The sequence below is a fragment of the Aquimarina rhodophyticola genome, from assembly GCF_042434915.1.
GTDB lineage: Bacteria > Bacteroidota > Bacteroidia > Flavobacteriales > Flavobacteriaceae > Aquimarina.
The window spans coordinates 340,358-353,684 of the sequence record NZ_CP170198.1 but is presented as its reverse complement, the minus strand read 5'-3'; the positions used below and the strand labels follow the sequence as shown (position 1 = coordinate 353,684).

The window sequence follows — 13,327 nt, the reverse complement described above, 5'->3', positions numbered from 1 at the left end:
ATCACCTGGTCTAAAAAAGGGTTTGACATATATTATTTCTTTAGTAGTCGTGACGTTTTTTTGTATTTGTCTCCGCTAACTACAATGATATAAAAGCCAGCCTCTAACTCTGAAATATCAATAGTAGAGTTGGTAGTAAGAATTGTTTTATTCAAAACTATTTCTCCTTGGATATTCTTGATTTCGAGTTTTGTATTTAGTTGTGTTATATTAGAAATAGTTATCAGGTTACCTGAAGAAGGGTTAGGATATATTTTTAAATCAGCTGCCTCTATTTCTGATGATACTAAAGAGGTTTTTTTACTATTACAATTAGGTGTACTAGAAGATTTGCTGAAATAAATGGTATATCCACTATTTTTAGAAACCATTACAAAACTATCTCCATCATTGGCCACCCAATAGGCTCCATCTAATCCACTGATGCCTGAATTACTAATAGTTACTTCTGGATTTGAGCTATTAAAATTATGTTGTATATAAGGTTTAAGATCAACATACCAATTCGGAACTCCATTATTTGTTTTTAAAGCAAACTTGTATAAGCCATTATAGGTAGGATTCCAATTGATAGAGAATTCTCTAAAATTGCTTAGGCTAGGTCCCCCTTCTCCTAAAACATAAACATTTTTATATGTGATCTGGTCAAAAGAGGGTAGACTGCTTGAGCTTGGTGTACCAAATGTACAGTTATCACCACCATTATTGCCAGAATTTATAGTAAGAGTAAAGGTATCCTGTCCAGTATTCCCTTCGTCATCGGTTGCAACTACTTTAAAAATGTGATCTCCAATAGGAAGGTTATTTAGCTCTTCGGGGTTAGGAGCATCCACATGACCCCACTTATAGGGAGCATTGTTTATTTGCCTTACTAATTCATCATTAATATAGAGTTTTAAATTGTTTATAGACCCATTTGCATCAGAAGCTACAGCTACAACAGTAAGATCATACCCCAGTGTTAGATTAAGTGTATTAGAAGTAGGTTGTGAAAATGAAACATGAGGATTATTATCGCCTTCATCGTTACAAGGAATAATATTCCAACTTGGACAAGACTGTGTTACATAACCAGTCGTACCATCACTAAGAGGAAAATCTGGTGTTTTAGGATTTCTGATATTATTCCAAACGTGAATCTCTGAAGGATTTCCTTGCTTCTTTCTAGCAGTTTGAATTTCTGATCCTCTGTCTTCAAAATTAAAGGTGTTATTAAAAATTGCATTTCGATAACCCGTATTAGATCCCGTTCCTCTATCTAAAAAATCAACTCCTGCATTAATAATTTTAGACCCATCTAAGTTAAAAGTATTGTTATATACAAAACCATAAGTTCCTTTAAGATCAATGAAAGCATCTGCACTGTTCTCTCCTGATATACCTTGGGCAGAGAAAATACAATTACGAATGATTGTATTTTTGGTACCTTCTTTAACATCTGCTCCTTCTGCTGTTACATTAGGGCCAATTATACATCCGTCAAACGTATTATTATCACATCTTGGATTATATTTGTTATCAAAAATATTACCTACTTCTTCAGAATTCTCATGTTGACCTTTATCGGATCCTACATAAAGTCCTTCTCCTATCCCAGGCTTTTTTATTCCCACATCATATACTCTACAATTCTTTACCAAGTTATTGCTGGATCCATCTCTAAGATGAATCCCTTCTTCTCCTAATTTACGAACTTGAAGATTATCGATAATATTATCATTTGCATTATCCAAAACGAGTCCCTTAGACCCTTCTTCAAGAATGATATCTTTCAGTATCCAATAATCTCCAAGAATAAACATTACATATCCATCGTAGATCCCTTTAGGTCCCGTTAGGATTGGTGGATCTAATGGATTTTGAGCTCTAATGATTATGGGATTCAAAGCGGTTCCATTTTTATTAGAACCAAATCTAGTTGCTTTATTACCAAAGCTAATTTTGTCGAGAGCTGTATAAGTTCCTGAAGCAATTACGATCTCGTCTCCGGGCTGTGCACTTTGCATAGCATTTCTGATACAATCTACAGTATTGCAGTTAATTACTCCACTAGGAATAGGCTCTACAGCATCCTTTGACCAATTTTTGACTATATCTTTAATAAAGACTCCATACTTCGTTAAATCGTTATTTGTGAGTCCGTCAATTCCTTTATGTAATTGAACTATTGAAGAACCTTCAGTCCTTTTAGGATCACTATTACTTGGTTTATCACTAACAGACCAATTAACATGACTAATTGCATTATCTTTGAAAAATTGCATCCATTTTTCAGTTTCTGCACTATCTATATCCCCATCGCCACTAGCGTCTACTGCGCCCCATTCGGTAGCGAAAAGAGCTATTCCATTATTCATTGCTTTGGCTGCCTTATTCCTTAAACTTTGACCATGTGTACCTGCATAGAAATGTAATGTATATGCTATATTATGATCATCTATAGGATCATTTGATGCAATATCTACGTCTTGCGACCATGTAGGAGATCCAACAATAATCAAATTGTCGGGATCTTCGGATCGTATCCCTGCAATTACTGCATTTGCATACGACTTAATTTCTGACCATGATTGTCTAATAGGTTCGTTGTATATTTCATAAATGATATTGTCATTATCTCCATATAAACTAGCCATTTCTGTAAAAAATTCTACAGCTTCTTTTTGATATAATTCGGCTTCATGAGTGTGCCAATCTATAATTACATAAATCCCATTGTCAATAGCCGCATCAATTATTGTTTTTATCTTACTTTTTTGTGCTTCTGGGCTATCAACATAACCAGTTCCTCCATCCCAAGTTTCCTTAACTCCCATAGCTACTCTTATAATCGAGCTATTCCAGTCGCTTGCTAGATGTTTAACAGTTTCCTCGGTATAGAAATCAGAGCTATCTCCTGCATTACTCCAAAACAGGCTATTTCCTGCAAGGCTGGTAGGAATATTATTTTTATCAACAACTTTATTGCCATTAACTTTTAATCTACCATGATTTTGAACTACTGTTTGAGCGGATATAGTAAAGCTAGTTAATAGAAAAGTGAGTGCCAATTGTTTGGTTATTGACTTTAGGTTAAAAAAGTATTGTGCTTTTTTTTTCATGATTTGTGAGTTTATAATTTGTTATACATAATCGTATAGGTTTATACCTATAATTTCTTACAACTATTAGAAATTATAGCTTGATTTTATGGATTCTTTGGCAGGTATAAGCAATACATTAGTATATAATGCTAAAACCTATTACTTAAAAAAATTGGGCAATTCTCTTATCGATCTTGAAAGAAAAATTAGATCTTATAGATATGCAAGTGATGGGTTTGTGATATAAATAATTTTTCACAGCTTTGGGGTTTTAATAGTTTTTATTGTTTGTAAGTTTGGTTTGTCTTTAATGTTATTGCTACTTTTTCATATTGGTTCTGTTTAGTATTAATGATTAAATTTTAAATTACTACTAGTCGTTATAACTAAAGATGATGATACAATGTTACCAAATTATGGGGTTGTAAAAGTTCTATTCTAGGGGTGATTTTGTACAAAAAATTGATTTTCAGTTGTTTTGATTCTACTGATTTTTTTATTGAATAACCATAATTTTTAAACTATAAAATCATCACCCTTACGGCTATAATAAGTCTGACACATTAGGGTTATATTTATAATTAATTGAAACATATACATACCCCAAGTATGAAAAGAGCATTAACCTTATTTGTATGTTTGATACATTTTTTAATTTTTTCTCAAGAGTACAATTTTCAAAACTTCATACATTTATCAGTTTCTGAAGGATTATCACAAAGTACGGTTGTGGCTATAGAACAAGATCAATTAGGTCAAATGTGGATTGGCACTCGCGATGGTCTTAACAAATATGATGGTGAAGAAATTACTGTATATAGAAATATCCCAACTGACTCTACTTCTTTAAGTAATAATGATATTTTATCGATAAAAGAGGATAAAGAAGGTTTTATTTGGATAGGAACTCACAATGGTTTAAATCGTTTTGATCCTAGAACCGAAACATTTAAAAGGTTTTTATATTCTTCAGCAAAGAATACTATATCACATTACTCTATTCGCACCATAAAACTTATAAGTGACCAAAGTGTTTGGTTTGCCACCTCTAATGGATTATATGTTTATGACCAAAAGAAGGATAAATTAATAGGCTATAGAAAAAATGACATCAATCCATCTGGTCTACTTAATAATTTTATAGTTGAAATTTTTCAAGATATGGACGAGACTGTATGGATAGGAACCTCAACCGGAATTTACAAAGCTACTAATAATGATATATATGATTTAAAATTTGAAAGTTTTACATCCTCTCCCTCACTATTTGTTCAAACTATAAATAATAATGATGAGGAGCATTTATATATTGGAACAAAGCATAACGGATTACTCGTATTTGATAAAAAGAAAAAAACTTTTACTACGAGCAACGACTTACATAATAAGACAATTCCTAGCTTAGACATAAGAAGACTAGAATATGATACTGATGACAACTTATGGATTGGAACCTATAGAGGGTTGTATATTAAAAAGAAGGATCATGAAATAATTAAGATTCATCATCAATCTGGAAATCCAGAAAGCTTAAGCAAAAATAGTATTAAAGAAATTTTTATTGATACTAATGGATCTGTATGGATAGGTACCTATTATGGAGGTCTTAATATATGGGATATTGACAATAATAATTTTTACAACTTATATAGAACCAAGGGAAACGAAGCCTATCAATTAGGGGTCGTAAGCTCATTGGTTGAAGACGAAAAAGGGACTCTATACATTGGTACTGAAGGTAATGGAGTAACAGTTTTTTATAACAACGGTAAAACTAACCATGAACAAACCGAAGCTTTAAATGCAAAATTAGCTGGAACTAATGTAAAATCTTTACTATTAGATGGACAAAAATTATGGATTGGAACACTTAAAAATGGTATACAATGTTATAATACTGCAACCCAGTCTTTTGATTTATCTACGAGTAAAATTTTAAACACTTTACTTGCCAACATTGGAGTTTATTCAATTTCAAAAATAGACACTAATCTTATCATAGGAACTTTTGGTAAAGGAGTTATTATGTATAATACAGTATCGCAAAAAAGTAAACAGATTGCGCATCTGTCATCAAACAACAAGTCCCTAAGCAACAATAGAGTACGATGTGTATTTACTGATAGCAATCATAACTTATGGATAGGAACAGATAAAGGTTTAAATAAGATTGAAAATAATCAAATTACTGCAGATTACCCTAACTTACAACGCTTCCTATTTGATCATAACAGTGCTTATGGTCAAAATATTATATGTATTTACCAGGATAGTAACGATCAGATACTTATTGGCACTAAGGAACGAGGAATTCTGAAATTAAATAATGGTGTATTCGAACAAGTAAATCTAAATTTACCAAACACAGTTATAACCACAGCCTATAGCATTGTCGAGGATGACCAAAATAAGCTATGGATAAGTAGTAATCTGGGAATGGTACATTACGATCCTACAACTGAAATATCCGCTATCTATAATCAAACAGAAGGTTTTTTGGGAAATGAGTTTATTAATAACTCGTATTTGAAAGGAAGTAATCACAAATTATACTTTGGTAGTGTCAAAGGAGTTTCATTTTTTAATCCTTTAGAGCTCAAAAACAATGAGTATAAATCAACCGTCATTTTAACTGGATTAAAAATCAATGGTAAGAATCTGGATAAAAGTATTTCATTTATGGATAATATTGAACTTGGGTACAATGAATCCTCTTTCTCTTTAAATTTTGCAATTCCTAAATTTATAAACACAACAAATAATCAATATGCGTATCGTCTAGTTGGATTAAATGATAATTGGAAATTCACTAAAAACAACGAAGTAAGTTATACCATTCAAAAACCAGGGACTTATACATTCGAAGTCAAAGATGCTAATAACAATGAATTACAGAATGGAAATCCAACAACTCTCACAATAACAATAAAGGCTGCTCCTTGGAAAACTCCACTTGCTTATCTTATTTATTTTCTAATTACTTCATTAATACTATATCAAATATTTGCAAACCTAAAGGCAAAAATAGTTCTTAAAGGAAAGCTTAAATCTGAACAAATTGCAAAAAGTAAACAAGAAGAGATTAACAGATCCAAACTGGACTTCTTTACCAATATATCTCATGATTTTAGAACTCCATTAACGTTAATACTAGCCCCGATACAACAGTTAATTGAAAATTACTCAGGTAGTAAAGAAGCTTATAAAAAGTTGCTTATTATAGAACGTAATGCAAGTCAATTACTTAAACTTACTAATCAATTATTGGATTTTAGAACATTCGAGAATGAACACTATAAATTACAAGCTAAGAGAGAAAACATAGTCCCCTTTCTAAAAGAAGTATATGACTCTTTTAAAGAATATGCGAGTCTAGGAAACTATTTCTATACTTTTGAAAACGATCTAGATAAAATTGATGTCTTTTACGATCACAATAAGTTAGAAAAGGTATTCTTCAATATTATTTCCAACGCTTTTAAATACACACCACGAAGAGGTAAAATAAAAGTAAAAGTTTTTCAAAAAGACAATAATGCAATTGTTGAAATCTCTGATAACGGTAGGGGGATTGATCCTGAATTTATAAATAAAATTTTTGAACGATATTACGAAACCGCAAGTAAAGTTGAATATCAAAAACATTTTAATCAAGGTAGCGGAATAGGGTTATACATTGCCAAAAAAGTCATAGCCTTACATAAAGGTGAGATTTTTGCAGAAAGCATACAAGGTAATGGAACCAAGTTCACAGTAGTATTAAAACTTGATAAAACCCATTTAAAAGATTGTGATATCGTTCAAAAGAATCCTATCAACAATGATTTTTTTTCTTATAAAAATCAAATTGATAAATACGAATATTTTGAACGGACCGAATTTAATAGTTTACAGAATTATGAAAACAAACCCACTGTACTAATTGTTGAAGATAATGATGAATTTAGAGATTTTATAGCAGAATTTTTGAAAAAAATATACGATGTCGTACAGGCAACTAATGGCAAAGAGGGATTAAAAAAAGTACTAAGAATTAAGCCTGACCTTATTATAAGTGATGTTATTATGCCTATTATGGATGGAACGGTACTATGTGAAAAATTAAAAAATGATACTCGCACAAGTCATATCCCTTTTATCTTACTTACATCAAAATCATCGTTACTATATAAATTCGAAGGATTAGAATCGGGTGCAGATGCCTACATCGAAAAACCATTTGATCTCAAAGAATTTTTACTGGTAATTCAAAACTTAATACGTACTTCTCAACATCTAAAACAAAAAGAAAACGATATGAAGATTGAATCCAATAAGGTATTGTCATTGGACGAAAAGTCGTTAGAAAGAGCTATCAGAATTGTTGAAAAAAATGTTAACAATACTAATTTTGATATTCCTCATTTTTGTTCGGAATTGGGAGTAAGTAGAACCATGCTTTTTACAAAAATTAAAGAATGGACTAATTTAACACCAAAAGAATTTATAAATTCCATAAGGATGAAAAAAGCTAGCCAATTTTTAGAACTTGGTGAACATAGCGTGTCTGAAGTAGGTTATAAAGTCGGTTTTAAAGACCCTAAATATTTTTCTAAAGCTTTCAAAAAATATTATAACAAAACTCCTTCTCAATATACTGACCAGTTTTATTCGTAAATTTCAATTCTTATCTTTTTTGAACGTATTTATTAATGAGCGGTTGTAAGATTGCTGTTGGTAAAACAAAAATAAGTACTCAACTTTTATGTTATATAAGGTCTTAATTCGCTACTTAAATTTAATACAACTACTTATTAAACATATTTAAAATTAAGTAATTAATTCTTCACAAAATACAAAACCTGCCACTTGGCAGGTTTTTGTGTTTTGTGAAGAATTGGATCCAAACTAGAATTGATTCTCTAAATGCATAAAAGCGTTTTCATACTGATCTTTTTGGTGGGTTTTTATTAATCCGAGAAGATCTTCTCTCTAATGGCTTTCTATTGTTATATGTTATATCTGTTTCTTTTGTCTTTAGTACAATTCCACTCAAAGATTGTACACCGATACAATGGAGTATTTTTTTATAATCAAAGTGACAAGTAATTTTTTTGAGTTCTTTCATTTTACTGCTTTTCAAATCTTTACCTTCTCTTAAATTAAATACAAGATCATATTCTATTTTGTCAAGTTTACGTGCTAATTCTTTGGTCTCTTCTAAGGAAACAAACCCAAGCCTTTGTTTTATTATCTTCACCAATAAGTCTCTAGGTGATTCATTTTCTTCATATAAAATACTCTTTTTTAATGAAACCATAGATGAATGTGAGAATCCTGCAACAAAAACTTCTTTCTGATAGTTTTTGTCCTTAGACTTAAAAAAAGGTTTCCAATCTTCATCCAATTTAAATGCTTTTCTTTTATCATATCTTGCGTTATACGAAATCCCTGTAACTTTAAGATTTTTATTTTTATTAATTTCTTGTAGACTTGTTTTGATATTATCTATGATATCGTTTATAGAAGTTTCGATCAACGATTTATGTTGTCCACTCATATAATCATTCTTCATCTCACCTGCAACTGGATCGACTACCATAAAATCAAGCTTACCCAAATTCATAAATATACTTTTAGAATTTTTGTTATTTTCATTATTTTCTAATCTATCAAGTTGCGTCTCTAAGTTAGCTAAATACGATTTGAGACCCACTGCTGCTCCTCTACTATGTCCACCAATAAGTAAGTCAAACTTTTTACCTTTATTTTCTGAATTTGACTCAATTTGGTCTATAAATTTTATTATTTGATCATGCTGTGATATATGAGTACTTTCTCTATAACCAGTAATCAATCGTTTTAAATTGATAACTGGTCGAATTACTGGTGAGAAGACAGACTTTTTTGTGTGTATCCAATAATTCTCTTCAGAGTTTGTCATTTTATTAGTTCCTACACCGTCAAGAATTAAAACTTCAACACCTTGTTTCTCTAAAGAAGCTATTTGTAAGACTTCTTTTGCTTTTTTTGCTTTACTACTTGTCCCCGAAAACCATATGAAGATTTTTTTGTTGGTACTTGGGCTTTCTAGGCCTTCTGGACTTTCTTCATTTCTTTGATCTCCTACTTTGCTTGATGTATCGAGTACTTCTTGGCTTATTGTACTGCTCTCTGTATTTTTCATGTCATTTTTGATTTAATATGGGTTTTAAAATTTTTCATTGTTGTAAGATTTATTTTTTTGTGTCAAATCTTCATTTATTAATAAGCTACTGATTCTTACACCCTCCCAATTTATAAGACTTTTCAGCCTATGGTACTCGTTTAGCTTATATGAACACCTCTAACCCTTTGGATTATTTGGTACTTTAAAGTTAGAAAGAGATTACTTATTTCGAATTTGATTTGTAATAACTGATTACTTTTAAGTAATAACTGTTACTACTTGTTATCAAGCAGAAAGTGGTATTAATGTAAATAAGAGTCATAGGGCACTGATATTTAACCATTATCTATACACCTTATTAAAGGTTCACCCTCAACTAGAACTAACTTCAAAAGCATCTACTTCTTTTTTATACTATCATTGCTATTGTTCCTATCAGCTATTATGTACAATCGGTATGATTACTCTTATGGGTACTTTTTCAATTTTAAGTAGATGGATATAGTTCAATATCGCTGTGCCAACTTGCTTATATCCTAGTAATATATTTGGAGATTTCTGTGAAACTAACCAATACTAAGCGGTTGTGAGATAATCATTAAGATAAATCATTAGTAGCTGCTTCTCAAATTTGCATGCTATCTGTTTAATTCTCATAGGCTCCTGCGCGTCAATAGACTTTTGCAGGCAAGCAGGATCCCTCTCACACATTACAGGAGCGGTACTATATACCGCAGGAAGCATCACTATGGTCGCAGGAAGCGTAACAACCCTCGCAGGGACTTATCAAACTATGGCAGGACATCAAACGTATGAGGCAGGAGCTATATTATTTATCGCAGGAAGTAGTTTTTATTGTGGCGAGAGGTATGAAAAGCTTCGCAAAGGGTATTCCAGTGACTACAGGAAGTATATGAACCCTCACAGGATTCGCTAGTTATAGTAAAGGGCACTCATTGTACTTACCGTATACTTTTTATTAGAACTGTTTAGACTATTTTCATTTTTATAGCATGTTTTACAAGGCCTACTCACCTAAGCTATAATGCTTTTAAAATCAAAAAGGTCGAATTTGATATAATCTCCTATTCGACCTTTTTGAAACAATTTAATGAATTTCTACGTTTGATCAGATATTGCTTCTGCCGCAGCTTCTTGATCTTCTTTGATCATCTTTTGATCTTCTTCAGTAATACGTTTATGTTCAGTTGCTACTTCTAAATGCTCTTTCTCCATTTTTTCATGCGCTACCTTAATAGATTCATGTTCTGAAGTCATTTGCTCTAAAGTAATTTCACCAGAGGCATGTTTTGTTTCCAATTCTGCATGCTGCTCTATTAATGCTTTGTGAGCATTAATAAGTTCACTGTGTTTAGCTAATAAAGTCATATGGTTTTTTTCTGTCTCTAGATGAATAGAGTCATTTTCGATTGCTTTATGAGCAGCTAGCATTTGTTGGTGATCGTCTTTCATAACATTGTGTTCGGTTTCCATTTTGCTATGCGACTCTTTCATGGCTACATGTTCGTTTATCATAGCTTTGTGCTCTAAAGTTTCAGCTGGATTTTGCTTACAAGAGATGAAGAAAAAGGTAGCTGAGATCAATGTTAATTTACAAAGTGTTTTCATAATTTATAGTTAATGTTTACAATTCGAATATAACTGATTAAACAACTTTTTTATCATTTATAGTATTCAATAATAAAATGTTTAACCAGTACAACTTATATTCTTATCCGACATGACATTTAACTACACTTTTTAAGGATTTTAAAAGATCCTTATTCTATTCACGTATACACAAGTGCTAGTAATACTTCAAAAATTATTATTTTCGGTGATATAAAGAAGTTTGAATAATGTTTTATGGAATCTAAAAAACCGAGAAATACCGAAAAACAAAATCTGGTAAGAGACATTTTATCCAAATCCGAACATACGATGTCTGCTGAAGATATCATGGAGGCAATGCCTATTAAAGTAAATAAGACTACTATTTATAGAATATTGGACCGATTTGAGGATAAGGGCGAAGTTCATTTTATTACAGGTAAAAACGGTAAGACTTACTACGCGCTTTGTGATAGTTGCGGCGTATCTCATAAAATTCATAATCATATTCATTTTGAATGCCAGCTATGCAAAGAGATAACTTGCCAACCAAATACATTACGCATTCCTAATTTGGATGGATTTACTATACAAGAAACACAATTTTTGGTGATTGGCACCTGTAATAAATGCAAAGCGTAGTAAAAGCAAAACCACTTGTTCTCCAACAAGTGGTTTACTAACTAAACAATCCTAACGTAAGTAAAATGATATATTTTTTTATCTTACAGCTATGGGGTAATTTTCTCCTCTATTACTTACAGAACCAGAAGTTGCAGGTCCATTGCCTCTTACATGCATGATTCCCGCTACGTGTGGAGCGGCCATAGAAGTACCACTTAATGTAGCGTACCCTCCATTTAAGTAAGTGCTTGTCACACTACTACCGGTAGCAATTACATCGATAGGATTCATGTTATAATTAGAGAACGATGAAAAACCTCGGTTACAGGTCATAGAGGCAACAGTATAAATGTTTGTTCCATTTACACACGCTGGTTGATAATTTGAAGCATTTGAGCTATCATTCCCAGCTGCGATAGCTATACGAGTTCCAGTATTAGCTAGATTTGTCAACGCAGTACGATAAGAAGAATTGCTTGCACAATTTGAGCCAAAGTAACCTCCTAAACTCAAATTTGCAACATCTCCAGCTATCGCATTAGCTGCAACATGATTGATCCCGTTCAATATAGTTGAAGCACTAGTACCCCCACTACATCCAAAAACTCTAACAGGCACTACACTTGCTCCAGCCGACACACCAACAACACCATCAGCATTATCAATCGCTGCTGCTGTTCCCGCCACATGAGTACCATGACCATTACAATCGTTTGCAGATCCACCTACAAATGATCTAGCGTAACTTGTATTGGTAATCACGTTAAGATCTGGATGATCAAGATCGATACCTGTATCAATAACCCAAATCCATTGATCTTTACCCGTTCCATTACCAGCGCCGCCCGCTCTAGTAATTCCACATGGAGTCTGTTGCGGCATTTTTGTAGATACATCTGCTTGTATTATTTGTTCAATCTCAAACTTTGGTAATTTTACCACTCTATCATATTCGATAGAAGCAACATTGGGATCTTTTGACAGTTTTTCGAATTCACTATCATCTAATTTTAAAGCCATACCAGAAATAGCTGTCGTATAATAGCTAGAAACCTTAGATTGATCTACACCATACTCAAGTAAGATTCCATTCATTTTTTGGATAGAAACTTCAGAAATTTCTCTAGCTGATTTTGCTTTTGTTTCTCTATTAGTAAATGAGGATTTTGAAAGCATTTTTGATGCAGGTGGTATTTTTACATCTTTAAAAACGACAATGTACTGTCCTGGAATAATTTTCCCCTCGGTACTTGTAGGTGCTACAATCGAATCTACTTCTCCATCAGAAATTGAATCTTTTTGACAAGAAGTAATCATTAATGTCATGAGTAAAGCACCCATCGTAAGTTTACTGAAATTTTTCATTTGATTTTAAGTTTGTATTAGATCTCAAATGTATAAATTCAAATGAAAAGTGGCCTATGGCAAAACCGTAGCACAAGTCGCTAATTTACAATATGTAATAGAGAAATATACTATGAAAAATCTATTTATTGCAACCTTGTTGCTTTAGGTATAATAAGAGTTTAGAACTAATTTATTATTAAAAATTATACAGATAATTTACATCCAAAACCGTAAAAACAAAATATAAAAATTTAACATTTTTTAACTATTATTTATTCGTTTTTAACATAAAATCAAAAGGTAAATGTTCGTTAAAATTCAAATTATAACGAAACAAATCATTAATTTTTCAACATATATTCGTTAAGTACACACCAAATATCGGGTATAATGTTATTAAATATAGTTCCTATTTTATCAAAACGTATGCTAAACTGAATATTTGATAACGTTACTTTTACTTAGAAGTCTATGCTAAAAAATATTTGGTGGTATTTCTAGATAATAAATATAT

6 protein-coding genes are annotated in these 13,327 nt (G+C 31.7%); 2 read left to right on the top strand and 4 right to left on the bottom strand.

Annotated features, from left to right (window positions below; genetic code table 11):
- Positions 1-32: 32 nt before the first annotated feature.
- Entirely contained in the window at positions 33-3,101 is a 3,069-nt protein-coding gene (locus ACE939_RS01575; protein ID WP_378187021.1) for a cellulase family glycosylhydrolase, read from the bottom strand.
- A gap of 591 nt (positions 3,102-3,692) precedes the next feature.
- On the opposite strand from ACE939_RS01575, the gene ACE939_RS01570 reads away from it, so the two are divergent.
- A complete protein-coding gene (locus ACE939_RS01570; protein ID WP_378187019.1) occupies positions 3,693-7,739 on the top strand; it encodes a two-component regulator propeller domain-containing protein in 4,047 nt (1,348 codons plus the stop codon).
- A 265-nt stretch (positions 7,740-8,004) separates the two neighbouring features.
- Here the strand turns inward: ACE939_RS01570 and ACE939_RS01565 are convergent, their stop codons facing one another.
- Together ACE939_RS01565 and ACE939_RS01560 are read right to left on the bottom strand one after the other, a co-directional pair.
- Positions 8,005-9,249 carry a hypothetical protein gene (locus tag ACE939_RS01565; protein WP_378187018.1) on the bottom strand — a complete coding sequence of 415 codons (1,245 nt, stop codon included), beginning with the start codon at positions 9,247-9,249 and terminating at the stop codon, positions 8,005-8,007.
- A gap of 1,101 nt (positions 9,250-10,350) precedes the next feature.
- Positions 10,351-10,767 (bottom strand): hypothetical protein, encoded by a 417-nt coding sequence (locus ACE939_RS01560; protein WP_378187017.1) that lies wholly within the window; start codon positions 10,765-10,767, stop codon positions 10,351-10,353.
- A gap of 330 nt (positions 10,768-11,097) precedes the next feature.
- Between ACE939_RS01560 and ACE939_RS01555 the strand changes: the two genes are divergently transcribed.
- Positions 11,098-11,484, top strand: a complete 387-nt coding sequence (locus tag ACE939_RS01555; RefSeq protein ID WP_378187016.1) for a Fur family transcriptional regulator — start codon at positions 11,098-11,100, stop codon at positions 11,482-11,484.
- A gap of 78 nt (positions 11,485-11,562) precedes the next feature.
- Here ACE939_RS01555 and ACE939_RS01550 read toward each other — a convergent pair whose 3' ends face one another.
- Positions 11,563-12,831 carry a S8 family serine peptidase gene (locus ACE939_RS01550; RefSeq protein WP_378187015.1) on the bottom strand — a complete coding sequence of 423 codons (1,269 nt, stop codon included), beginning with the start codon at positions 12,829-12,831 and terminating at the stop codon, positions 11,563-11,565.
- Positions 12,832-13,327 lie beyond the last annotated feature (496 nt).

Coding starts and splice junctions, on each gene's coding strand:
- ACE939_RS01575 (WP_378187021.1), bottom strand. CDS start 3,101: ATGAAAAAAAAAGCACAATACTTTTTTAACCTAAAGTCAATAACCAAA.
- ACE939_RS01570 (WP_378187019.1), top strand. CDS start 3,693: ATGAAAAGAGCATTAACCTTATTTGTATGTTTGATACATTTTTTAATT.
- ACE939_RS01565 (WP_378187018.1), bottom strand. CDS start 9,249: ATGAAAAATACAGAGAGCAGTACAATAAGCCAAGAAGTACTCGATACA.
- ACE939_RS01560 (WP_378187017.1), bottom strand. CDS start 10,767: ATGATAAACGAACATGTAGCCATGAAAGAGTCGCATAGCAAAATGGAA.
- ACE939_RS01555 (WP_378187016.1), top strand. CDS start 11,098: ATGGAATCTAAAAAACCGAGAAATACCGAAAAACAAAATCTGGTAAGA.
- ACE939_RS01550 (WP_378187015.1), bottom strand. CDS start 12,831: ATGAAAAATTTCAGTAAACTTACGATGGGTGCTTTACTCATGACATTA.